22 protein-coding genes are annotated in these 25327 nt (G+C 31.3%); 17 read left to right on the top strand and 5 right to left on the bottom strand.

Translation table 11 applies throughout. The annotated features are described in order from the left end of the window. The first annotated feature begins 1 nt into the window (after nucleotide 1). From G0Q09_RS00685 to G0Q09_RS00675, 3 genes are read left to right on the top strand one after another with little or no spacing between them, the layout of a single operon-like run. On the top strand, nucleotides 2-454 hold the full coding sequence (locus G0Q09_RS00685; RefSeq protein ID WP_038331925.1) for a GNAT family N-acetyltransferase: 453 nt from the start codon (nucleotides 2-4) through the stop codon (nucleotides 452-454). Beyond that, nucleotides 454-1389 carry an SGNH/GDSL hydrolase family protein gene (locus G0Q09_RS00680; protein ID WP_152606089.1) on the top strand — a complete coding sequence of 312 codons (936 nt, stop codon included), beginning with the start codon at nucleotides 454-456 and terminating at the stop codon, nucleotides 1387-1389. Before G0Q09_RS00685 ends, G0Q09_RS00680 begins: the two co-directional genes overlap by 1 nt. Nucleotide 1390: 1 nt before the next feature. Beyond that, nucleotides 1391-2329 carry a hypothetical protein gene (locus G0Q09_RS00675; protein WP_219033644.1) on the top strand — a complete coding sequence of 313 codons (939 nt, stop codon included), beginning with the start codon at nucleotides 1391-1393 and terminating at the stop codon, nucleotides 2327-2329. Nucleotides 2330-2389: 60 nt separating this feature from the next. Here the strand turns inward: G0Q09_RS00675 and G0Q09_RS00670 are convergent, their stop codons facing one another. The 3 genes from G0Q09_RS00670 to G0Q09_RS00660 are packed head-to-tail and all read right to left on the bottom strand — an operon-like array spanning nucleotide 2390 to nucleotide 5904. Beyond that, entirely contained in the window at nucleotides 2390-3277 is an 888-nt protein-coding gene (locus tag G0Q09_RS00670; protein ID WP_219033643.1) for a DMT family transporter, read from the bottom strand. Between the two features lie 50 nt (nucleotides 3278-3327). Then, complete coding sequence (locus tag G0Q09_RS00665; RefSeq protein WP_219033642.1) at nucleotides 3328-3882, bottom strand: DNA-3-methyladenine glycosylase I; 555 nt, start codon at nucleotides 3880-3882, stop codon at nucleotides 3328-3330. Nucleotides 3883-3900: 18 nt separating this feature from the next. After that, the gene (locus G0Q09_RS00660; protein WP_219033641.1) at nucleotides 3901-5904 is read right to left on the bottom strand and encodes a thioredoxin domain-containing protein; all 2004 of its coding nucleotides are present in this window, start codon (nucleotides 5902-5904) and stop codon (nucleotides 3901-3903) included. A 76-nt stretch (nucleotides 5905-5980) separates the two neighbouring features. On the opposite strand from G0Q09_RS00660, the gene putP reads away from it, so the two are divergent. From putP to G0Q09_RS00620, 8 genes are all read left to right on the top strand, one after another. Further along, nucleotides 5981-7480, top strand: a complete 1500-nt coding sequence (putP, locus tag G0Q09_RS00655; RefSeq protein WP_219033640.1) for a sodium/proline symporter PutP — start codon at nucleotides 5981-5983, stop codon at nucleotides 7478-7480. 99 nt (nucleotides 7481-7579) lie between these two features. Beyond that, complete coding sequence (locus tag G0Q09_RS00650; protein ID WP_219033741.1) at nucleotides 7580-7861, top strand: DUF2750 domain-containing protein; 282 nt, start codon at nucleotides 7580-7582, stop codon at nucleotides 7859-7861. Nucleotides 7862-8066: 205 nt separating this feature from the next. Then, nucleotides 8067-9851, top strand: a complete 1785-nt coding sequence (gene mutL / locus G0Q09_RS00645) for a DNA mismatch repair endonuclease MutL (RefSeq protein ID WP_219033639.1) — start codon at nucleotides 8067-8069, stop codon at nucleotides 9849-9851. Between the two features lie 4 nt (nucleotides 9852-9855). Next, nucleotides 9856-10599, top strand: coding sequence for a rhomboid family intramembrane serine protease (locus tag G0Q09_RS00640; RefSeq protein WP_219033638.1), 744 nt, complete (start codon nucleotides 9856-9858; stop codon nucleotides 10597-10599). A gap of 3 nt (nucleotides 10600-10602) precedes the next feature. Further along, nucleotides 10603-11490: a rhomboid family intramembrane serine protease gene (locus G0Q09_RS00635; RefSeq protein WP_219033637.1), complete on the top strand. Its 888-nt coding sequence runs from the start codon at nucleotides 10603-10605 to the stop codon at nucleotides 11488-11490. 1 nt (nucleotide 11491) lies between these two features. After that, a complete protein-coding gene (locus tag G0Q09_RS00630) occupies nucleotides 11492-12532 on the top strand; it encodes an endonuclease/exonuclease/phosphatase family protein (RefSeq protein ID WP_257467980.1) in 1041 nt (346 codons plus the stop codon). Nucleotides 12533-12565: 33 nt separating this feature from the next. After that, complete coding sequence (locus G0Q09_RS00625; protein ID WP_125348700.1) at nucleotides 12566-14095, top strand: helicase HerA-like domain-containing protein; 1530 nt, start codon at nucleotides 12566-12568, stop codon at nucleotides 14093-14095. A gap of 4 nt (nucleotides 14096-14099) precedes the next feature. Then, the gene (locus tag G0Q09_RS00620; RefSeq protein WP_219033636.1) at nucleotides 14100-15473 is read left to right on the top strand and encodes an exonuclease domain-containing protein; all 1374 of its coding nucleotides are present in this window, start codon (nucleotides 14100-14102) and stop codon (nucleotides 15471-15473) included. A 69-nt stretch (nucleotides 15474-15542) separates the two neighbouring features. Here G0Q09_RS00620 and G0Q09_RS15120 read toward each other — a convergent pair whose 3' ends face one another. Further along, entirely contained in the window at nucleotides 15543-16928 is a 1386-nt protein-coding gene (locus G0Q09_RS15120; protein WP_219033635.1) for an OmpA family protein, read from the bottom strand. 82 nt (nucleotides 16929-17010) lie between these two features. Continuing rightward, nucleotides 17011-17421 carry a 2-amino-4-hydroxy-6-hydroxymethyldihydropteridine diphosphokinase gene (folK, locus tag G0Q09_RS00610; protein WP_019975839.1) on the bottom strand — a complete coding sequence of 137 codons (411 nt, stop codon included), beginning with the start codon at nucleotides 17419-17421 and terminating at the stop codon, nucleotides 17011-17013. Nucleotides 17422-17449: 28 nt separating this feature from the next. On the opposite strand from folK, the gene sppA reads away from it, so the two are divergent. The 6 genes from sppA (at nucleotide 17450) to rodA (ending at nucleotide 25279) form a co-directional block, all read left to right on the top strand. Continuing rightward, on the top strand, nucleotides 17450-19219 hold the full coding sequence (sppA, locus tag G0Q09_RS00605; protein WP_219033634.1) for a signal peptide peptidase SppA: 1770 nt from the start codon (nucleotides 17450-17452) through the stop codon (nucleotides 19217-19219). 168 nt (nucleotides 19220-19387) lie between these two features. After that, nucleotides 19388-20413: a rod shape-determining protein gene (locus G0Q09_RS00600; protein WP_019975837.1), complete on the top strand. Its 1026-nt coding sequence runs from the start codon at nucleotides 19388-19390 to the stop codon at nucleotides 20411-20413. 14 nt (nucleotides 20414-20427) lie between these two features. Continuing rightward, nucleotides 20428-21279 carry a rod shape-determining protein MreC gene (gene mreC, locus G0Q09_RS00595; RefSeq protein WP_219033633.1) on the top strand — a complete coding sequence of 284 codons (852 nt, stop codon included), beginning with the start codon at nucleotides 20428-20430 and terminating at the stop codon, nucleotides 21277-21279. After that, a complete protein-coding gene (mreD, locus tag G0Q09_RS00590) occupies nucleotides 21269-21784 on the top strand; it encodes a rod shape-determining protein MreD (protein WP_219033632.1) in 516 nt (171 codons plus the stop codon). The genes mreC and mreD overlap by 11 nt, the downstream gene beginning before the upstream one ends. Next, a complete protein-coding gene (locus G0Q09_RS00585; RefSeq protein ID WP_219033631.1) occupies nucleotides 21781-23766 on the top strand; it encodes a peptidoglycan D,D-transpeptidase FtsI family protein in 1986 nt (661 codons plus the stop codon). Before mreD ends, G0Q09_RS00585 begins: the two co-directional genes overlap by 4 nt. After that, the gene (rodA, locus tag G0Q09_RS00580; RefSeq protein WP_125348714.1) at nucleotides 23735-25279 is read left to right on the top strand and encodes a rod shape-determining protein RodA; all 1545 of its coding nucleotides are present in this window, start codon (nucleotides 23735-23737) and stop codon (nucleotides 25277-25279) included. The genes G0Q09_RS00585 and rodA overlap by 32 nt, the downstream gene beginning before the upstream one ends. Nucleotides 25280-25327 lie beyond the last annotated feature (48 nt).

The raw sequence follows: 25327 nt of genomic DNA, 5'->3' as shown, positions 1-25327 counted from the left end.
CATGGAAGAAATTATTTGGCATTACAAATCTTTTGATGATTTAACATCGAAAGAGCTATATAAAATAGTGCAATTGCGCAACGAGGTTTTTGTGATTGAGCAAGATTGTATTTACCAAGATTGTGATGATAAGGATTTGGTTTGTGGACATCTTTGGGCAACGATTGGCGATGAGGTTGCGGCATATTCTCGAATTGTTCCGAAAGGAATTTCGTATGAAAACGAACCGTCGATTGGTCGCGTAATTTCCAATCAAAAGTTTCGTCGTTATGGATTAGGAAAACAATTGATGAAAAATTCGGTTCAAGTCATCGAAAATCAATTTAAAACATCTGAAATCAGAATTTCTGCTCAATCTTATTTGAAAGAGTTTTATTCATCGTTTGGTTTTGAGCAAGTTTCGGAAGAATATTTAGAAGACGATATTCCGCATATCGAAATGTTGAGAAAATAATGAAATGGATTAAAAGAATTCTATTAGGAATACTGAGTTTATATCTATTTGCATTGATGTTAGATGTATTTATCTCAAAATCATTATTAAAAAGTAGTTTATATAATGATGAGTTGAAAACATGGAGTGTAATTAATAATGATATTTTAGATAAAGATATTTTAGTTTTCGGTTCGTCAAGAGCGATGGCACATGTTAATCCTGTAATTTTTAAATCAATAACAAATAAATCAACATATAATTTAGGGTATAATGCTCAAAATCTGCCTTTAATAAAATATAGGATAGACGTTAGTGAAAGTAAAACAAATGCAAAAAATTTTATTTTAGTTCTTGATGATTTTACTTTTCGAGACAATACGATCTTTAAAATAGATCAATTATCACCAATCCTATTATATAATATAAAACTTTACAATATTCAGAAAGGTATTGATTATTATAAAATTTATGATGTTTATATTCCTCTAATAAGATATTTTAAAAATTATAATGAAAATAATTGGTTTAAAGAACTATATAAGGTTTTTGCATATTCTAAAACGAAAACATTTAAAGTTAATGGGTATCGTAAATTGGATTTGAAATGGAAAGAAGAAAAATATACATCTCAAAATTCAATTATAGATTTTGATGAAAATATTTTTAATTTGCTAAAGCAAATTATTGATGATTGCAAAAAGAAAAATATTAATTTAATACTAGTTACTTCACCTACTTATATTGATTTTATTCATCATCAAAAAAATCATGATTTTATAATTGATAAAGTGAAGAAGATTTCTAATGAAAATAATATCCTTTTTATTGATTATTCAAGAATGCCTGAAATAATGGATAAACAATATTTTGCAGATAAACTTCATTTAAATTCTAAAGGGGCAGATATTTTTACAAAAAAATTAGCTGAAGATATAAAACCATATTTAAAATAAAATGAAATTTTTAAAATACTTCTTTATTACCTTATTCTCAGCTTTCATTGCATTGGTTTTGGTTGATGTCTATTATTCGAATCAGCTCAAAAAAATAGCTTTGTTTAGCGGAGAAGTACAAGAATGGAATCAAATAAAAGAAGGAAAAACGAATGTTGAATTGGCTATTTTTGGTTCTTCGAGGGCGTTTATTCAAATTAATCCGAATATTTTAGAACAAGATTTAAAACTGACTACGCATAATTTTGGATTAAACGGAAGTAAATTCAAAATGCAATTGTATCGTTTTAATTTGTATTTACAACATAATCCAAAACCCAAAATAGTTGTTTGGAATTTAGATACTTTTTCGTTTTCACACATTGATGAAGTTTTTCAGCCAAATCAATATACGCCTTTTATGTTGTGGAATTTTAAACTTTATGGTGCATTAAAAGAATATAAAGACACGAAATTGGTCGATTTTATTGTACCGCTTTATCGTTACAGAGATCAAACGTATTGGAAAGATCAAATTGCAAAATCGAAGAAGGAAAAACTACATAAAGATGGGCTTTTTCGTGATGATGGTTTCAAATCGTATAACCGAAAATGGGATGTTGATTGGGAAAAAATGAAAAAGAAAAACTCTGATTTTGACTTTTCAGATTATGCTTTGTTAGAAGAATTAATTGCAAAATGTGAACAAGAAAATATTCAGTTAGTTTTTACAATTGCACCCGAATTTTATAAAGGTCAAGATTATATGTTGAATCGAGATGAAGTGATTAATCGTTATCAAACAACATTGCAAAAGCATCATCTTCCTTTATTAGATTATTCGAGCGATTCGATTAGTTTTGATCAAAAATATTTCTACAACACAACGCACATGAATTACAAAGGTGCAGATGCTTTTACAAAAGAATTAGCAAAAGATTTGAAAAAAAATATTAAATAAAAAATCTCGCAAACTATTTGGTTTGCGAGATTTTTAGTTATTGTTGAAGAAATAGTTGATCTAAATTATTTCGATTTCTTTTTCTTTTTTCTGTGTTAAATAAACGCCTGATAAAATCATTCCGAATCCAAATAAATGGATCCATGAGATTTTTTCACCGACTAAAAATCCCCAAAATACAGAAATTACGGGCATTAAATAAGTCACCATTGAGGCAAACATCGAACCTGTTGATTGTATCAATCGGTAGAATAATATCATGGCTAAAGCAGTTCCTAAAAGTCCTAAAATAGCAACGAATCCTAAACTTTTTAATTGTTGTTCTGTTCCTTCAAATACATCAAAAAATCCTGAAATAATTAAAATTAGAACTGAAGGTAATAACCAAATTGTAAACAAAGCTGATGATAATTGAAATGATGGGACGTCGTTTAAATAGCGTGTTAAGATTAAACTATTTAAACCATAAAGCGCGGTTGCTAATACAATTAATAAGCAATGTAAAAGGCTATTTTCGCCAGAAAAACCATCGCCACCAATTAATAAAACAGCTCCAATAAATCCGATTATTGCTCCCAAAACTTGATTTTTAGTTCCTTTGATATTGAAAAATAAGGCTCCAAATAGTAAAATAAATAATGGAACTAAAGAATCTAAAATTCCAGCCGTTGAACTAGAAACGTGTGTTTGCGCCATTGGAAATAAAAACATTGGAATGAAATTTCCGCAGAAACCAGCCAATGCAACGTATTTTAATTTGTTTTTCGGAATTTTAAATAGACTTGGAATTCCCCAAATAGCCAAAATTCCTCCTGCAATTGTTAGTCGTAATGCTCCAACTTGATATGGCGTGTACGCGACCAATCCTTGCTTGATGAGAATAAACGAGCTTCCCCAAGTTAGCGCCAAAACGCCAAGGATGATCCAATGTTTTAGTTCGATTTTCATTTTTCTAAGTTTGCGCAAAGATGCACATTTCAGATGATTTTATTGAGCTGTTATTTACAAAAACAATCTGTTGTATGGTCATTTACCATTCCGACCGCCTGCATATGCGCATAAATAGTGGTTGAACCAAAGAATTTGAAGCCACGTTTTTTCAAATCTTTTGCAATTTGATCTGAAATTTCTGTTGTTGCAGGAACTTCTTTTATCGAATTCCAATTGTTGATAATTGGTTTTCCATCAACGTATTTCCAGATAAAATCGGAGAAAGAACCAAATTCTTTCTGAATTTCTATAAATAGTTTTGCATTATTAATTGCTGCCGAAATTTTTCCTCGATGACGAATAATTCCTTCATTTTGGACCAATTCATCAATTTTAGTTTCATCAAATTTGGCTACTTTTTTGACATCAAAATCAGCAAAAGCTTTTCTAAAATTTTCTCTCTTTTTCAGAATTGTGAACCAACTTAATCCTGCTTGAAAAGATTCGAGAATCAAAAATTCGAATAAAATTTTATCATCTTTTACAGGTTTTCCCCATTCGTTATCGTGATAATCGATATAATCTTGGTCTTTATTTACCCAAGCGCAACGTGTTTTTTCCATGGTTTTTTATTGTAATTTCTAAATATTTTTATAAGCCTCTTCAACCGAATAAACGGGGAATTGACATGTATAATTTTCGCATATATGAATAGATGTTTTATTTTCGATGAATCGATTTTGAGTGATTTCTAAATTTTCTGTTTTTGAAGCAACAAAAATTGCATTCGGAACATAACATTGTTGAATTTGCTTCGAAAATTTTAATGCATTTTCGCCAACGATTACAATTTCTTTGAATGGATAAGCGAAATTTAGATATAATTGAATCCAATTTGCAAAACCAGTTGGATAATCGTGAATTTTTTCTTCGATATTGGTTAACATTTGTTTTGCTTGTTCAATGTATTTTTCTTGATTGAGAATTTTTCCTAATTTAAATAAATTATTTGCCATTACCGAATTTGATGATGAAATAACATTGTCATAAATCTCAAATGTTTCATTAACCAAAGGTGTGTCATAATGCGATTTGTATGCAAACATTTTATTCTTGTGATTATAAAATTGATTAAAAGTTTCTTCCGTTAATGTTTGGGCAGTTTCTAAATAATGCATCTCCGAAGTGACTTCATAAAGCTTAATTAACGCTTCAATCATTAAGGCATAATCATCCAAAAATCCGGGAATTGTAGTTTGGTTGTCTTTATAATTTCTGAACAAAATTTCACCATTCCATTGATTTTCTAAAATAAAATTGGTTGCATTTTTTGCTAAATCAAGATATTCATCATTTTCAAAAGTGATAAATGCATCACACAAACCTTTTATGGTTAGCGCATTCCAAGAAGTTAAAACTTTTTCGTCGCGATGAGGTTTTATGCGCTGTTCACGAATTCGATTAAGAATTTTTTTCCATTGAGAAATTTTGGTTTGAAGTTCTGTTGTTTTAATGTTCTGCTTCGTAGCAAAATCTTCGTCATCTGTCAATCGCATTAAAATATTATTACCATGTTCCCATTCTCCAAATTCATCAACATTGTAATATTGCTGAAATAAGTCAAAATCATTTTTCAAAATTGTTTTCAATTCATCCGATTTCCAAACATAATATTTTCCTTCTTCACCTTCAGAATCAGCATCAATAGCAGAATAAAAAACACTTTCAGGCGAAAGCATTTCATCTTTCAACCAATTAATTGTTTCTTCTACAACTGTTTTATATTCTTCTTCTCCAAAAACTTTATATGCATTTGAATAAAGCGAAAGTAATTGCCCATTATCGTAAAGCATTTTTTCGAAATGAGGAACTTTCCAATATGGATCAACTGAATAGCGCGAAAAACCACCTTTTAGTTGGTCGTAAATTCCACCAAAAGCCATTCTATCCAATGTTATTTTTGTTTGAATCAAACAATTTTTATTTTTTGTTTGTGTACCATATCGCAAAATGGTTTCCCAGGCATTTGGTAACATAAATTTTGGTGCACGATTAAAACCTCCCCATTCATCATCAAATTGTTGTTGCCAAAACTCAAATGTTTCATCAATTTTATTTGTTGAAAAAGTTGAAGAAGATTTCAATTCGATCGCCTCCATTTTATTCAAACCATCAGCAATAGAGTTGACGTATTCCATTGTTTTAGCTTGATTTTGATGATATAAATGATTGATATTTTCTAAGAGTTCAATCCATTGAACTTTCGGAAAATAAGTTCCGCCATAAAAAGGACGACCATCTGGCAAAGCAAAAACATTGAGTGGCCAACCTCCAGATTGATGAATTAATTGCGAAACATTCATATATAAAGCATCTAAATCAGGACGTTCTTCACGATCAATTTTAATGCAAACAAAATTATCATTCATCACTTTTGCGACTTCATCGTTTTCAAAAGATTGATGTTCCATCACGTGACACCAATGACAAGCCGAATATCCAATTGAAATAAGCAAAGGTTTGTTGACTTTTTTTGCATGATTCAAAACTTCGTCATTCCAACTTTGCCACCAAACAGGATTATTTTCGTATTGTTTCAAATACGGACTTGTTGCTGATTTTAGATTATTTTGTTGAAAATTCATGATTCTTGTTTAGAAATTTAAAGTTCGTACAATTTTTGTGGATGAAAAATTATATTTTCGACAAAAATTAAAACACATGAACATTTACGAATACATTTCTATTCGTGCATATATGGCTCTGATGATTGGAATCGGGATTTATTCTTACCGAAAATCAACAAGTAACTCAGAAGATTTTTTGATCGGAGGAAGGAAAATGGGAGCAGCTGTAACGGCGCTTTCTGCTGGTGCTGCTGATATGAGTGGTTGGTTGTTAATGGGAGTTCCTGGAGCAATGTATTTTACAGGTTTGTCGAGTGCTTGGATTGCAATTGGATTGACAACAGGATGTTTTTTGAACTATATTTTTGTCGCACCACGATTACGAATCTATACAGAAATCGCTCAAAATTCGATTACACTACCCGTATTTTTTGAAAATCGTTTCAAAGATAAATCGCGTTTATTAAGAATTGTTTCTTCAATATTAATCTTAATATTTTTTACATTATATACTTCTGCTGGAATGGTTTCTGGAGGCAAATTGTTTGAATCTGCTTTTGGATTAGATTATATGACTGGACTTTGGATGACAAGTTTTGTAGTTGTATTATACACTTTTTTAGGTGGTTTTTTAGCGGTAAGTTTAACTGATTTCGTACAAGGGACGATTATGGTTTTGGCTTTGGTTATTGTTCCGATTGTAGCAATTTCTGAAATTGGTGGAGTTGGTGAAACCTTTTCGTTGATTAATGATAAAGGCGATAAATATTTAGATTTATTTAAAGGTACAACAACAGTTAGTATATTATCCTTGATGGCTTGGGGGTTAGGATATTGTGGTCAGCCCCATATTTTAGTACGTTTTATGGCGATTGGAAACCCGAAAGATTTAGCGAAAGCTAAAGATATTGGAATTACATGGATGATTTTTACAGTAGGTGGAGCACTTTTAGTTGGTTTAGTTGGTATCGCATATTTAATGAAATTTGATCAAACAACAATGTTAAAATTTGATGGGTCTAAAACAGAAGCAGAAACGATTTTTATTTATTTTTCACGTGTTTTGTTTCATCCATTAGTTGGTGGATTTTTATTATCAGCAATTTTAGCAGCTGTAATGAGTACAATTTCTTCACAATTATTAGTAACATCAAGTTCGTTAACAGAAGATATTTACAAAGCATTTTTGAACAAAAAAGCAACACCAAAACAGTTATTAACAGCAAGTCGTTTATCGGTTTTAATTGTAGCATTAATCGCGGTGTTGTTGTCATTAACACCAAAAGATTCTATTCTAAATTTAGTTGGAAATGCTTGGGCAGGATTTGGATCTGCATTTGGACCAGTAATCGTTTTCTCTCTTTTTTGGAAAAAAACTTCTTGGCAAGGAGCTTTAGCAGGTATGTTAACAGGAGGAATTGTTGTCTTAGCTTGGGTTTATGTAAATCACGATTACAAAGATTGGTATGAAATGATACCTGGGTTTTTATCTTCGGTTATCGCAATTTATGTCGTTTCGTTAATGACTCAAAAACCTAATAAAGAAATTGACAAAGAATTTGATGAAATGAAAGCTGTTTTGAAAGAGAATTAACATGCATCCAAAAGAAATGGAAAATATATTAAAGTTAAATCATTTTGAGCGCTATCAATATTTATTCGAAAAATTGCTGACGGGGAAACTGCTTATATAATGATTTTTCCTGATGGTAATTATGCTATTTCTATAATTAATGATAAAAAAATATTTCCAATTTGGTCAGCGAAAGAATTTGCTGAATTAACAAAAAATGATGGTTGGGAAAATTGCAAAATATTGAAATTGACTTTAGATGATTTCGAAGAAACTCTTTTCTATTATATTGATGAAAATAATTTATTGATAAATGTTTTTCCTACAGATAAAACTGGTTTTGTCGTTAGTTTAGAAGAATTCGCTAGGGACTTAAAAGATGAATTAGAACAATATCAATGAAATATAAAAAAATAGGTAGAGGCATTTGTCTACCTTTTTTATTGTTAAAAATTATGAATTTATTATTCAAAAGTTAAAACTTAAAACATCAACAATTGTTGATAAGTTTCACTTATAGAGAATAAGGTCAAAAGAGAGATTTGTTTGTATATTTGTAAAGTTTGATTAAAAAAATAGTCAAAATTAAATCAATTTATACGAAAATATGAACGATATTATTCAATTACTGCCAGATCATGTAGCCAATCAAATTGCCGCAGGAGAAGTTGTACAACGACCAGCTTCTGTGATAAAAGAATTGATTGAAAATGCGGTGGATTCTGGTGCAACTTCTATTCAGGTAATTGTAAAAGATGCTGGCAGAAGCTTGATTCAAGTGATTGATAATGGTTCGGGAATGAGTGTGACAGATGTTCGAATGGCTTTTGAACGTCACGCAACTTCAAAAATAAGAAAGACAGAGGATATTTATAATATTCATACAAAAGGTTTTCGTGGAGAGGCTTTAGCGTCGATTGCAGCTGTTGCGCAAGTAGAAACGAAAACATGTCGAGAAGAGGATGAGGTTGGTTCGCAATTGGTGATTGAAGGTGGAGAAGTTCGCAATCAAGATCCTGTTGTTTGTCCAGTTGGAACGTCTATTTCGGTCAAAAATCTTTTCTATAATGTGCCTGCTCGTCGTAATTTCTTAAAATCTAATCAGGTTGAATTTCGTCATATTCAAGATGAGTTTCAACGTGTTTCGATGGCGCACGAAAACATTAGTTTCTTTTTACATCACAATGATGCAGAGGTTTATCATTTGAAAGCCGGAAATCTGAAACAACGTATTGCTCAAATTTTCGGAAAAAAATTAAGTTCACAAATTATATCCGTTGAAGAAGATACAGAAATTGTAAAAGTGAAAGGTTTTGTGGGGAAACCAGATGCTGCAAAAAAATCGCGTGGCGAACAATTTTTCTTTGTGAATAATCGCTTTATTCGTAGTGGATATTTGCATAATGCAATCGTAGATGCTTTTGAGAGTTTGTTGCCAACGGGGTATAGTCCTTCTTATTTTTTGTATTTAGAAATTGATCCGTCAAAAATTGATATTAACATTCATCCAACTAAAACAGAAATTAAATTTGAGGATGAAGCATTGATTTTTACTATTCTTAGAGCTGCTGTAAAACACGCTTTGGGACAATTTAATGTAATTCCTTCGTTGGATTTTGAACAAGATCCAAACTGGGCATTTATTCCATCTGCGACGGAAGATACAGAAATTAAAATGCCAGAAATTACGGTTGATTCTAGTTTTAACCCTTTCGAGCATCAACAAACAAGAGCGCCGAAACCGTCTGATATTCGTGCGAATATGGATTTTTATAAAGATGCTGTTGAGTTAGAAATCGAAAATAATCATGCGCATCAATTATTTGAATCTGAAGATTTTCATGATAGTTTTGAAGTAATTCAATGGATGAATCAATATTTGGTTGTTGAATATCGTGGCGAATTGTTAATCATCGATCAACATCGCGCGCATCAAAAAATATTATTCGAAAAATTTATACATTCAAATAATGGAAGTGCTTTGGTACAACAAATGCTTTTCCCGATTGAGTTGGAACTTTCGCCAAATGATCGTCAGAAATTAATCAATGTAGAGCATCAATTGTTGAGTTTTGGTTTTGATATTTCGTTGGATGAAGAAGCAATACAGATTAATGCGATTCCTGTTGATGTGCAACAAGAGGATGTAGTGTCTGTTTTTATGGATTTTATCGAGGAATTAGAATACCAAGAATCAATTGAATTAGAAAATACGTTTGCAAAAATTTTAGCAAAAAATGCGGCTGTTAAAAAAGGAGTTTCATTAAAATCTGAACAAATGCAAACTTTGGTTGAAGAATTGTTAAGACTACCAAATCCGAATTATACGCCATACGGACGCCCAATTTTTGTGCAGATGAATACGGCTGATATCAAAAAAACATTACAATAAACGAATGAGACAATCTATACCACCGATTACAAAGAATTTACTTATTATAAACGGTTTGTTCTTTCTAGCGACTTTTGTTTTTATGCAGACTAGGCAAATCGATTTGAGAGTGATTTTAGGTGCTTTTTATCCTGAGTCCCCCAACTTCAAATTTTGGCAAATTTTGACGCATATGTTTATGCATGCAGATTTTACACATATATTGTTTAATATGTTTGCGTTGTGGATGTTTGGCTCTGTTGTAGAGCAAACCTTTGGGCCAAAGAAATTCTTGACGCTTTATTTGTTAGCTGGTTTAGGCGGTTTTATATTGTTTAATGCAGTTAATTACTTTCAAATAGAGCAGCTAAAAGAAGCAGTTCAGGCGAAAAGAATAGGTTTTAGTCAAATTTATGAAGCTGCAAAATTGAATATGCAAGGTGGGTATCATACCAATTCAATTATTCAAACTAACCAAGCTGCATCAGAACTTTTGACAAATTATGTAACACCAATGGTTGGTGCTTCTGGAGCTATATATGGTTTATTGTTAGCATTCGCAGTATTATATCCAGATGAAAAATTAATGTTAATCTTTTTCCCAGTTCCTGTAAAAGCAAAATATTTTATTCCAATTATGGTATTAATTGAGTTTTATATGGGATATCAAAACATTGGAAATGTAGCTCACTTTGCACATTTAGGAGGTGGATTGATTGGCTTCTTGTTAACAAGACATTGGAAAAAGAATTTATATAGATGGAATTAAAAAATGGCAAATAATATCTTAGACGATTTAAAATTAAAATATTCATCAGGAAATAGTGCAACAAAGTTGATTTACATTAACGTTGTGGTGTTTTTTACATTGTTAATTGTTGATTTTGTTCTTCGAACGATAGTAAATTCTACGATTACAACAACTGGTTTGTTTGCTTTGTCATCTTTCGATGATTTGATTGTAAGACCTTGGCAAATCCTAACATATTCTTGGTTACATGGCAATCTTTTTCATTTGATAATGAATATGGTTTTGTTGTATTTTGTTGGACAAATGTTTTTGCAACAATTTCAAAACCGAAATTTAGTTACATTCTATATTTTTGGAGGGATCGCTGGCGGAATTTTCTTTTTATTGTTTCAGAACGTTTTCAATTATTCACATTTATTAGTTGGTGCTTCGGCAGCGGTTTACGCAGTTTTTTTTGCTATGATTTCGTATAATCCGAAAATGCCCGTTCGTTTGTTGTTGATTCCAACTTCATTTCCATTGTTGTATGTTGGTTATGTATTTATCGCATTCGATGTGTATAATATTATTGCTAATCAAAATGCAGGCGGAAGTATTTCGCATTTGGGAGGTGCTATTTTTGGTTATCTTTATATGAAACAATTTGAGAGAGGAAATGATTTTTTAGGTAACTTTATTTTCAAAATAGAGGAGTTATTTAAGAAAAAAGAGAAATCAACTTTCAAAACATATAAAAATATTTCTTCAACTTCTTCGCGATCAAATGTTCCGAAAGATGATTACGATTTTAATCATCAAAAAGTTGAAAAACAAAAGAAAATTGATGTAATTTTAGATAAGATTTCTCGTTCAGGTTACGAGAGTTTGTCCAAAGAAGAAAAAGACTTTCTGTTTAGAGAAGGTAGGTAAAATGAGTATAATCAGTAAGTTTAAACTAAATTATTTCAATCGTTTAGTACTAACAATTAATATCGTTTTTTTGTTAGTGGCTTATTGTGTCTATTTAAATAAAATTTTTACGCCTACAGAAATTCCATATTTTAACTTTATTTCGATTGGTTTTCCAATATTATTTGCATTTGGAGCAATGTTTTTACTGTATTGGTTACTGTTTAGCTGGCGACACTTTTTGTTAATTTTAGTTCTTTCAGCCGGATTATTTTACCCAATTTATCTTTCATATCCAATTGTACAATTCAATAAAGTTAAAGATAAAAAAGCTGATTTATCTGTATTGACATATAATGTACATGGTTTTAAAGAAGAAGGAACAAAAGAACTTTTGATTAAGAATAAGGCAGATATTATGCTGCTTCAAGAAGCGTATGAAGGTCAACAGAAAAGTCTAAAAAATAAAGAATTCAAAAATTACTATTCAGAATTTTATGGTTTATTGACAATTTATAGTAAATATCCTATTATTCAAACCAAAAAAATAACGCCTGATGATAATGATGAATTGAATGGTCTTGCCGCATATGCAGATATCGATTTAGGGAATGATACGATTCGTGTAATTAATGTTTATCTTGAACCAATGTACATTGATAAAGCGATGGTAAAAGAAATTATTCAATCCGATGATTCGAGAACTGCCGAAATTTCGAGTCGAAAAGTTGAGTTAAAATTGGTGCAAGGAATGCAAAAACATCAAAAACAGTTAGAAGCAATTATTCCATATATCACATCTTCGCGCCATCCTGTTATTTTGGGAACGGATCTTAATTCGACTCCAGTTTCTTACGAATATGAGAAGTTAAAAAAATATCTTCACGATTCTTATATAGAAGTTGGAAAAGGAAATGCGACAACTTTTCATGGATTTAAATTTCCAATTAGAATTGATTATTTATTTCATTCTAAATTATTTAAACCTATTGAGGCACATGTTATTCGAAAAAAATTCTCGGATCATTATCCAGTAGCTGTAAAATATAAAATTTCAGAATAAATTTTTTCTATATTTATTCAATAATCAATCAAAATGAACCAGAAAGAAAGCTTTATTCAAGAGATACAAAGTCGTTATTCTTTTAAAAACGATAAAATAATTTTAGGCAAAGCCAAATTAGATGGCGAAATTGTAGAAGAAGTTGAAATTTCAGTAGCATTAAAAACAATGAATCGTCACGGATTGATTGGTGGAGCAACTGGAACAGGGAAAACAAAATCTTTGCAGATTATCGCCGAGCAACTTTCTCTGAAAGGTGTTCCAACTTTGTTGATGGATATCAAAGGAGACTTATCTGGAATTGGAGCTGCTGCAAATTCGGAAGATAAAAATGCGCAAGAAAGAATGGAGGCGCTTAATTTACCTTTTGATCCGCAAGCTTCTCCTGTCGAGTTTTTGTCTATTTCTGATGAACCAGGTGCAAAACTTCGTGCAACTGTAAGTGATTTTGGTCCAATTTTATTCAGTAAAATTTTGGAACTGAATGAAACACAAGAAAGTATTATTTCAATTATATTCAAATATTGTCAAGATCGTAATTTACCTTTGATTGATTTGGAGGATATTCGACGTGTTTTGCAATATGTGACAGATTCTGATGAAGGAAAATCTGAATTAAATTCGAATTATGGAACAATTGCGCCAGCTTCTTTGGGAGCTATTTTGCGCAAAATTGTTGCATTAGAACAGCAAGGTGCAACAAAGTTTTTTGGAGAACCAAGTTTTGATGTTCAGGATTTATTGAAAACGAAAGACGGAAAAGGAATTGTAAATATTATTCGTTTGATTGATATTCAAAATCAACCTAATTTATTTTCAACTTTTATGTTGAGTTTATTGAATAAAATTTATTCTCAATTCCCTGAATCTGGAGATTCTGATAAACCGAAATTGGTGATTTTTATTGATGAAGCACATTTGATTTTTAAGGAAGCTACGAAAGCTTTGTTGAATCAAATTGAAACAATGGTAAAATTAATTCGATCAAAAGGTGTGGGATTATATTTTGTAACGCAAGTTCCTGGAGATGTTCCTGATGCAGTTTTGAGTCAATTAGGTCTTAAAGTTCAACATGCGTTAAGAGGTTTTACTGCGAAAGATCGTAAAGAAATAACAAAAGCAATTGAGAATTATCCGACAACTACCTATTATAAAGCAAGTGAAGTAATCACTCAATTAGGGATTGGAGAGGCTTTTGTGACTGCTTTAGACGAAAAAGGTATTCCAACTCCTTTGGCTTATACATATATGCGAGCGCCAAATTCGAGAATGGATATCTTGACTTCAAATGAAATCGATACGATTACCTCAAACTCAGATTTAGTGACAAAATATGCGACAGATATTGATCGTGAATCTGCAAATGAAATTTTATCACAAAAATTAGAACAACAAAAAAATATAGAGAAACCTGTTCCAAAAGCAACTTCAACAAGAAGTATTCCTAAAGAAAAAAATTGGACAGATAATCCTGTTGTGCGTGATGTAAGTCGTACTGCAACTCGAAAATTGATGGATTTTGGAATGAAAATGTTAACTAATTTTTTAAAAGGAAAAAAATAAGCACGTGTACGCGATTTTAGATATAGAAGCGACTGGCGGAAAAGTGGGGGAAGAGTCAATCATAGAGATTGCGGTGTATAAATATGATGGAAAAGAAATTGTCGATCAGTTTATATCATTAGTTAATCCCGAAAAAAAGATTGATCAATATGTACAAAGGTTAACGCATATTTCAGATAAAATGGTGTTGACAGCGCCTAAATTTCACGAAGTAGCAAAACGTATAGTTGAGATTACAGATGATTGTATTTTAGTTGGACATAATGTCATGTTTGATTATCGGATGTTGAAACAAGAGTTTAACCGACTTGGTTATAATTTTCAGAAAGAGTGGATAGATACTTTTGAATATAGTGAAAAACTAATTCCGGGATTGCCTTCTTATTCTTTAGGAAAACTATGTCAATCTTTGGGAATTGTTGTGACGGATCGTCATAGAGCTTCTGGTGATGCTCGTGCAACAGTGGCATTATTTAAGATGCTTATAGATAAAGATTCCCAAAAAATTATCATAAAAAAAACAGGGTTAAATCAACCTAAAAAAGCACATTCAAAATATCAAAAACTTTTAGAGGGTCTGCCTAACTCAATAGGTGTCTTTTATTTATATAATAGCAAAAAGCAATTAATTTATATTAGTAGAAGCAATAATATTGCGGGATCTGTCAATCAAATTTTCACTTCTAAAACATTAAAGGCTAATAAGCTTAAGCGGTATACACGCTCTATAAAGTATGAAGAGACCGGAAGTGGATTTCTTTCAGCGATAAAAGAGAATAGTGAAGTTTTAAACAATCAACCTATGTATAATACAAAATTGGTTGAGAATAAAGTCTATCCTTTCGGATTATATCTTTTAGCATCTAAAAGAGGTTATTCAAGGTTAGAAATTGGAAAAGTTAGGAAAGTGCAACCTGTTTTGAAATTCAAAACAAAAGAACGTGCAAAGGAGGTTCTAGAAAAAATTGTTAATGATTATAATTTATGCAAACAGGTAAATGCAGGTGTTAAGTCTGATGACTCTTGTTTTCAATACAAAGTGAATAAATGTAATGGAGCCTGTATAAAAGAGGAATCAAGAGATGTTTATAATAAAAGAATTGAAGATTTTATTCTAACAACTGAATATCCATCTGATACTTTTTTAATACTTGATAAAGGTAGAAAAGGGACAGAGAAATCTTTTTATTTAGTTGAAAAAGGAGAATTTAAAGGATATGGTTATTATGAATTTCATCATCAAATAAAATCATTAGAAAAGATTCATAATATTTTAATTCCGATTCAAGAAACAGATGAAATAAAAAATATGCTAAAATATTTCCTTTACAAAGTTTCATCTAATCCTAATCAAATTATCGTATTAGATGAATTATAAAAAAACAAAATATAATAAAAAAAGAGGTCCGTTCTAAACGGACCTCTTTTTTTATTATATACGGAATATTTATTTAATTTCTTTGAAGACAACTCGTCTGTTTTCTAAATTTTTCCATGCCGGACAATTTGTAACAGGATTACATTCTGCCCATTTCAAATCAGATTTACCTCTTCCTACTGAAGATAATTTTGTTGTATCTACCCCTTTATTTGCTAGATAACGAACAACAGAAGCAGCACGTCTTTCAGATAATTTTTGGTTATAATCAACACCTCCAGCAGCATCTGTATGACCTTCAACCATAAATTTAAAGTCAGGATTTGCTAATAATACTTCTGCCGCATGATTTAATTTTTCATACGATTGCTCTCTAATACGATCAGAATCGTAGTCAAATTCGATACCTTCTAAGTAAGCATTAATTGTAGTTGCAACTTCGTCTCCAGATATTCTTACAACTTTTTCAGGACAACCTCCATTTGTTGGTGGGCCAGGAATTGTAGGGCATTTATCTTCACTGTCCGGAATTCCATCACCATCAGAATCTAATGGACAACCAGCTCCATCAACTTTTACACCTTCAGGTGTTCCAGGACATTTATCCCATTGATCACATACACCATCATTATCTTCATCAATACATTCAAATGCATTAGGTACAAGTGGTTGTCTATAAAGAGGTGAAACCCATTGTACTGCTTCTTTATGTTTTCCAATTTTATAATGTAAACCGAAAGATAGAGTAATCATATTGTCGTTTCTATCTGGTTGAGTATCTGCAGCAGTCCAGTAACCAGGTTCTGGTTTTCCTGAACCATCAAAATCTTCATCACCAGTCAATACATACATAGCTCTTAATTCAAAATCAAATTTACTATTTAATTTATATCTTAAACCTGCACCTACTTGAGAATAAACTGATTTTTCATCCATTTTTTGATCCGTAACAACTTCATAGTTATTACCTGAACCGTACCAATTATTTCTTTTAGCTTTATATCCTAAAATACCAACTCCACCATATAAGTGTACAGCCCATTTAAATTCATGTTTACTATCAGTTCTTCTTAAAAGATTTGAAGCATTAATGTCAGCTAGTAACGAAACTCCATGATACTGAGTAATTCCTCGAACTTTCCCAGAATATGCGTTTCCCCAAGGAGTATTATCATAAATAGTTCCCTTTTGTCTAGTTTCACCCAATTGAAATTGAGCACTAACACCAAATGCATGAGTTAATTGTTTATTAACTTGGAACTGAAAATCAAAACCAGGTGTTAAATATCCTCCATCAAAGGATACTAAATCTGAATTTTGAATTAGATTTCCTCCTCCAAATACAGATACAGACCAGCTGTTGAACTCTCTTTCTTTACTTAAGTCATTTTGACTGTTTTGAGCAGATGTATAGGTAACTGAACTCAAAAATAATAAATATAAAAGTTTTTTCATAGGTTAGAATTATTTTATAACTAATAATATATAAAGCGTTGCTAATATATTTTACAAAACTAATGATTTAATAATTAATATCTTAAAAAAAAGATAAACTTTTGATAAAATCTCTTGAATAGTTTTGAGGGTGTGGGATTCTCAATCGGGAACAATGAATGAAAAGATTATTGTAAAATAATATATCAATATCTATTAGCCGATCCACATATTTTTCATTTTCTTTTGGTTGAAAATATGTTCTTCCCATTTTTTCTTCGATTTCTTTTATTTTTTTTAAAAGTTCAAATGGAGAAAATAGAGTAGTAATTTCAATTTTCTGATTCAAAAATAAATGATTTGTTGTAAAACCTTCCGCCTCATTTTCTAAAATATTTGACTCTTTTTTTATTTCTCCAACCTCTTTGTTTATAAGGGTTTTAGCAATTTCTAAATTGTTTTTTTTGTTTCCTAAGTTTGTTCCTAGTAACAAAATGGCTTTATTTTGCGACATATTGTGCAAAAGTAATAATAAATTAAAAATGAAAAACTTTTTCGGGAGAGTCTTCTCAACTATTATAGGAAATCTATTAACGTTTAGTGTGTTTATCATTATACTTTTCGTTTTGATATTTGTTTCAGCATTATCCACACCATCTAAAAATGTGAAGGAAGGATCTGTTTTAGAAATTTCACTTGAAGATCCTATTATGGAAAGTGATATGGATCGTTCCGTTTCTATTTTTGATATGTCAGAAAGTTCAAATGTTTTTTTACAAGATATTATTCATTCTATTGAAGAAGCAAAAAATGATGATAAAATAAAGGGAATTAGTTTAAAACTAGATAAATTCTCAGGAGGAGCAACACAAGCAACAGATATTCGTAATGCGTTAGAAGATTTTAAAAAATCTGGAAAATTTGTGTATTCATATTCTAATTCAGGAAGTCAGTTGTCATATTATATAAGTAGTGTATCTGATAAAATTTATCAAAATCCTTTGGGTGGAACTTTATTACAAGGTTTGAGTTCTAATATTATGTTCTTCAAAAATGCAGGAGATAAATATGGTGTAGATTTTCAGGTGATTCGTCACGGACAATTTAAGAGTGCTGTAGAGCCTTATATGAGAACAAATATGTCTGATGAGAATCGTTTGCAATTATCGGAATTATTGAATGATGTTTGGGGTAATGTTTCAACTTCGATTACAAAATCACGTAAAATTTCTCCTGAACAATTCACTACAGTAACAGATAGTTTGTATGCTTTCATTCCAGAAACAGGAAAAGAAAACAAGATTTATGATGTATTGGCTCAAGAAAATGAATATCAAAAAATGTTATTCACAAAACTTGGTTTGAAAGAAGAAAAATCAAAAACTGATTTTGAAGTTCTTGATAAACATACTATAAAAGTGGAAGATTATTTTGAGACCTTATCAAATAAATCTGAAAAAGATAAAATTGCAGTTTTGTATGCTTCAGGAACAATTACTGAAGGAAATGGTTTTGATGGTATTCAATCAAAAACTTATGTAGATGCGATTCGCAAAATCAGTCAAAATGATAAAATCAAAGCTTTAGTTTTACGTGTAAATTCTCCTGGAGGTAGCGCAAATGCTTCAGAAGAAATTTTATATGAATTGATGCAATTGAAAACGAAAATGCCAATTGTTGTGTCTTTTGGAGATGTTGCGGCGTCTGGAGGATATTATATTGCGCAAGCTTCTGACAAAATTTATGCGCAACCAAATACAATAACTGGGTCTATTGGTGTTTTTGGAATGAGACCAAATGCGCAAAAATTATTCAATAATTTCGGATTAGATTTTGATGAAGTAAAAACGAATGCAAATGCAGATCAGTTAAAATCTTTGACGACACCATTATCACCAACAGCAAAAAATACGATGCAAAAATCAATTGTATTGATTTATGGAAAATTCGTAAATCATGTTGCTACAAATAGAAAATTAACATACGAGCAAGTTGATAAAATAGGTGAAGGACGTGTTTGGTCTGGAACTCGTGCAAAACAAATTGGTTTGGTAGATGATTTCGGAAGTTTAGATACAGCAATAAAAGAAGCCGCTAAATTGGCTAAAATCGAAAAATATTCGACAGAGAATTACCCAAAACGAAAAGATTCTTTCGAAGAATTTATGGATAATCTTCAAGGAAAAAATACCGAAGCAGCAATTGCAAAAGAATTAGGTTCGGACGGAATCCGAATTTACAAAGAAATAAAGATGATGAATGAACAAAAAGGTGTTCAAGTTAGGCTACCTTACGATATTCAAATTCAATAAAAATCATAAAAAAGGGTTAAAATATTTTTAACCCTTTTTTATTGTTAAAATCTTACTATTTTAGTAAAAATATTTAGATGATTAAAAAATTAAATTCTCTTTTATAATCATCTAAATTTATTATACTTTTGTACATTCATTTTTAATAATACTGAGACATAATCAACGATGGGATTATTTGATTTTTTCACGCAAGAAATTGCGATTGACCTAGGGACTGCTAACACTTTAATTATTCATAATAATAAAGTTGTAGTAGATAGTCCATCTATCGTCGCTATACATAGAAGAACAAATAAAGTTATTGCTGTTGGAGAACAAGCAAAACACATGCAAGGTAAAACGCATGATGATATAAAAACAATTCGTCCTTTGAAAGACGGAGTAATTGCAGATTTTGAAGCTTCAGAATTCATGTTGACAGAGTTCATCAAGAAAATTCCTGGAATTCAAGGGAAGTTATTTTCACCTTCATTACGAATGGTGATTTGTATTCCTTCTGGAATTACAGAAGTTGAGAAACGTGCTGTAAAAGATTCTTGTGCACGCGTTAATGCAAAAGATGTTCGTCTTATTTACGAACCAATGGCTGCTGCGATAGGAGTTGGAATTGATATCACTCAACCTAAAGGTAACATGATTATTGATATAGGTGGTGGTACTACAGAAATTGCCGTTGTTGCATTAGGTGGTATTGTTTGTGACAAATCTGTGAAAATTGCAGGTGATGTTTTTACAAATGATATTGCATATTACTTAAGAACCCATCATAATTTATATATCGGAGAAAGAACTGCTGAACGTGTTAAAATTGAAGTTGGAGCTGCTGTAGAAGAACTAGAGCATGCACCAGAGGATATGCCAGTACAAGGACGTGATTTGATTACAGGAAAACCAAAAGAAATTACTGTAAATTACCGCGAAATTGCACGCGCATTGGACAAATCAATTTTACGCATCGAAGATGGTGTAATGGAAACGTTATCTCAAACTCCTCCAGAATTAGCTGCAGATATTTACAACACTGGTATCTATATGGCTGGTGGTGGAGCTATGTTGAGAGGTTTAGATCAACGTATTTCTAAAAAAACAGGTTTACCAGTTTTCTTGGCTGATGATCCTTTACGTGCTGTTGTTCGTGGAACAGGTATTGCACTTAAAAATATTGATAAATTCACTTTCTTAATGAAATAGAAGAGTAAAGAGCAATGCAATATATTCTGAATGCGATTAGAAGAAATGGAATGCTATTAATTTTTGTCTTTTTAGAGTTAATTGCGTTGTTTCTTGTCTTTAAGAAAAATATTTATCACGAAACTATTCTTGCTTCTGCAAGCACGTCGTTTACAGGTTATGTGGATGATAAAATTGCAAAGGTGACAAACTTTATTCATTTACCGAGTACCAATAAAGATTTGATGGACGAAAATGCCTTTTTGCGTGAGCAATTGGTGCATTTAGGTATTAAAGATGCGAAAACTAAAAAGTTTTACAAATCGGATACCTTAGGTTATCATCAAACGTATTCTTTTGTACCTGCAGAGATTGTAAATAACTCGATTATCAAAACGCAAAACCTTTTGATGATTGATAAAGGAACAAATGATGGAATAGAAAAAGGTGACGGAATCATTACAAATAATGGTGTAATTGGTATTGTAACTTTTGCTGGGAAAAATTATTCTCGTGCAATTTCGTTGTTAAACAAGGATATCAATATCAATGCACGTATCAAAGGAAATCAATATTTCGGAACAGTAAAATGGGATGGTAAAGATCCTCGTTTTGTACAGTTGTATGAAATTCCTAAATATATCGAGGTCAAAAAAGGAGATATCATTGAAACGGATGGTAAATCGCCGGTTTTTCCGGAAGGAATTATGATTGGTAAAGTGGTAAGCAAAGGTGTAGATGAAACAGGTGAATTGAAAGTTCAAGTAAGATTAAAACAGGATTTTGCAAACCTTGCTCAAGCATATGTGGTAACAAACCTTAATAAAGTTGAAATTCAACAAGTAGAGAAATCAGATACTATAACAAACACGCAGAATGTTCAATAAAGATTTTTTAATCAATATTATCAAGATTATAATTTTAGCTTTACTTCAAGTTTTTGTCTTTAATCACATTAATTTCTTAGGAAGTTATCAACCATATATCTATATTGTATTTGTGTTGTTTTATCCTCCTTATCAAAACAAATATGCTTTATTAATCTTGTCCTTTCTTTTAGGGTTAATGGTTGATATTTTTGAATATACAGGAGGAATTCACGCTTTTGCATTAACGCTTATCGCGTTTTTCAGAAATCCGATTATCAAATTATTAGCTGGAAAACAAGAATATGAAATGGAGTTTTTCTCGTTTAACTCTTTTAGTTTTGCGCAATGGTTATTTTATTTAATTATTCTAATTCTTGCACATCATATTATTTTATTACTTCTTGAGAATTTTAAACCATCAGGAATTGGACCTTTGATGCTAAAAGCATTAATCAATTCGGGAATAACTTTTGTGTTTGTCTTTATTTATAAAATTTTATTTAAAAATAAAGTTGGAGTATGAAAAAGTTGATGGTTGTTTATGCACTCATCCTGTTTATAGTGTTTCTATTTATAGGACGTTTGGCGTATTTGCAATTATTTACAGATCGTTATACATTAAATGCATTTAATACGTCGATCAAACAAGAGATCATTTATCCCAATCGTGGTGATATTCTTGATCGAAACGGAAAATTGTTGGTGAGTAATACCTATTCGTACGAATTAGATGTTATTCCAGGAAAATTAATTGACAGTTATGGAGAATATATGAATGGTTTTGATAAGCCTAAATTCTCTAGAATGATTGGAATTTCTACACAACAATTTGATTCTATTTTAGATAAAATTGTTACTGCAAAAGATTACAAAAAATTATCTCCATATCCTTTTTTAAAGAATATTTCGCGCGAGAATTTTGCTCGTATGCAAGAGCAATTGTATTTGTATCCAGCGTTTAGTATCATCAAACGTCCTGAACGTAAGTACATGGTAAATTCTGCAGGAAATATATTGGGCTATATAAATGAGGCCAATCAATCCTATATCAAAACAGATTCTACCTATTATCAACCTGGAGATTTAGTAGGAATTGCCGGAGTTGAAAAATCGTATGAAAAAGATTTACGTGGAGTAAAAGGTGTAAAAAACTGGATTGTAGACCGAACAATGAATGTTGTTGGTCCATATAAAAACGGTGACTATGATCGACCTGTAAAAAGTGGGAAAACAGTTCATTTGACAATTGATTATCGTTTGCAAGAATTGGCAGAACAAATGCTTCAAAATAAACGTGGGGCAATTGTCGCACTTGATCCTAATAATGGTGAAATTTTGGCTTTAGCATCTGCACCTACAATTAATCCAAATGATTATTTGAATACAAAGTTGAGAAGTGCATTAATCAACGATTCTATTGCTCGTCCAACTTATGATAGAGCCTTACAAGGAACTTATCCTCCTGGTTCTACATTCAAAATGGTAACGGCTTTGGCTGGTTTACAAATGGGAACGATGACAGAAAAGACAACGTATGTTTGTAAACATGGTTTCCGTTATGGACGTATGCATATTGGTTGTCACTGTGGAATGTATTATACACCACAAGGTCTAGAACATGCGATTGGAAAATCGTGTAATAACTTTTTTTCAGAGGCTTACCGAGATATTGTTCGTAAAGATCCAAACGATTATAGTGTAGGAATTAACGAATGGGCTTCTATTTTGAATAGTTTCGGATTAGGAAAATTTATGGGAACAGATTTACCTGTTGGTAGCAAAGGTCTTATTCCGACGGCCGAGTTTTACGACAATCGTTTTGGAGAAGGAGTTTGGAATCCTTATCGTATTATTTTTAATGGTATGGGACAAGGAGATATTAATACAACTCCGCTACAAATGGCTAATTATACAGCAATTATTGCTAATAAAGGATTTTTCTATACACCGCATATTGTACATAGTATTGATGGAAAACCATTGACGGATTCCACTTATATGGTGAAAAAAAATACATTGGTTGATCCAAAACATTTTGACATCATTCAACGCGGAATGCGTAATGTATTTACAATGGGTACAGCTCGTAGTTTTGATACAAGTTCTTTTGTACAATTTGGTAAAACCGGAACTTCTCAAAATTCTCATGGACAAGATCACTCATTATTTGTATTGTTTGCTCCAGCAGATAAACCAAAAATTGCGATTGCTGCAATTGTAGAAAATGGTTCTTGGGGTACAACTTATGCTGGACCAATGGCGAGTTTGATTGCTGAATTGTATGTAACAGATACAATAAAACGTCCTGCGTTAGTGCAACGTATGAAAAATGGTAATCTACAAGGCGAATATCGTCGTCAATGGATAGATTATCTGAAAAGAAAAGGATTATACGTAGAACCTGTTAAAAAGGATTCGATCGGAAGTAAAATAGATAGTTTAAAATTAAAAAAAGATTCAACAAAACTAAAACATGAGCCAAAGCAGATTACTAAAAGGAATTGATTGGGCCGTACTGATCCTTGGGTTTCTGATAGTAACTTTCGGGATTATGAATGTGTATAGTGTAAATCCAGATTTAGGTGTAAAACAGCTAATTTGGTTTGGACTTGGAATGGTGATGATATTGATTTTGATAATTGCGAGCGGAAACAACCGTAATTTCTTCGAAATTTATAGTCCTGTTTTTTACATTATTTCCCTCGTTTTGCTCGTCGGAGTTTTGATTGTTGGTAAAGAAATTAATGGTGCAAAAGCGTGGTATCGTTTTGGTCCTCTGAGTTTGCAACCAGCCGAATTTGCAAAGATTGGTACAGCTTTGTTGATTGCTAATTTTATCAATCATTCAAATGCAAATCTAAAAGACTTAGGTTTTATAGGAAAAATATTGTTGATTATCGCAATACCAGTAGTTTTAATCCTTCTTCAACCCGATTTAGGTTCAGTAATTATTTTCTGTTCATTAAGTATTGCTTTATACAGAGAAGGGCTTAATCCATGGATAATTTTAGCGCCAATCATATTATTAATCATTTTCTTGATTTCGATTGTACAAATTCCTTTTTACGTTTTATTAGTTTTTGGATTTATAATTCTTACAATAGCTTTATTAATTTTAGCTTTCAATTATAATCAGAATGTAGTTGATGCAATGCATGGTGTTTTAATCGGTTTATCAATTTTCTTTTTATTATTGATTGGAATTTGTTATTTGGTTGAAGATTTATCAGAAACAACAAGAGAATCTTTCGGACATTTATTTCCAATGCGTTCTTTATTTTTCTCAGAACCGATATTTTTTAATACAACTTTCTTTGGTTTAATAGGATTCTTTATATCAATTATTCCAGTTTTAATTTTAAAATTAACCGAACAAAAAGAAATTAATGATTCACCATTCAAAACACAATCTGGATTAGCTGCAAATGTTCTGAATTTTAGTATTATTGCGTCTATTGTGTTGTTATTATTTGCAAGTACGGTTAGCTTTATTTCGCCTATTATTTTCGAAAAATTACCAAAACACCAAAAAGAACGTGTAATGGTTTTGTATGAAGGAGAAGCTAAATACCGCGATACTTCGGGATATAATTTGTTGTATGCAAAAACAGCGATAGGTTCGGGCGAATTATATGGAAAAGGATACAATCAAGGAACAATCAAAAAAGGTCGATTTGTACCAGAACAACAAACCGATTACATTTTTACAGCAGTTGGAGAGGAGTGGGGTTTCATAGGAAGTACAGCTTTGGTAATTGTCTACGCAATTTTTGTTGGACGATTATTTTTCTTAGCCGAACATCAAAAAAATAGATTTGCACGATTTTATGGATATGCAGTCGCCTCTATTTTATTTTTCCATTTCTTTATCAATATTGCAATGGTAATTGGGCTTTTCCCAACAGTTGGTATTCCGCTACCATTCTTTAGTTATGGAGGAAGTTCGTTGTGGGGATTCACTATTCTGATCGGAATTTTCCTAATCATTCATTACAAGAACAGTCAAGGATTTATTTAGAAAATAATTCAATAAAATAAAAAAGCTACATTGATTTTCAATGTAGCT

Source organism: Empedobacter falsenii, assembly GCF_019308355.1.
In the GTDB taxonomy this organism is placed as follows: domain Bacteria; phylum Bacteroidota; class Bacteroidia; order Flavobacteriales; family Weeksellaceae; genus Empedobacter; species Empedobacter falsenii_B.
The sequence above is the reverse complement of the archived record's forward strand: the minus strand, read 5'-3'. Positions and strand labels throughout refer to the sequence as shown.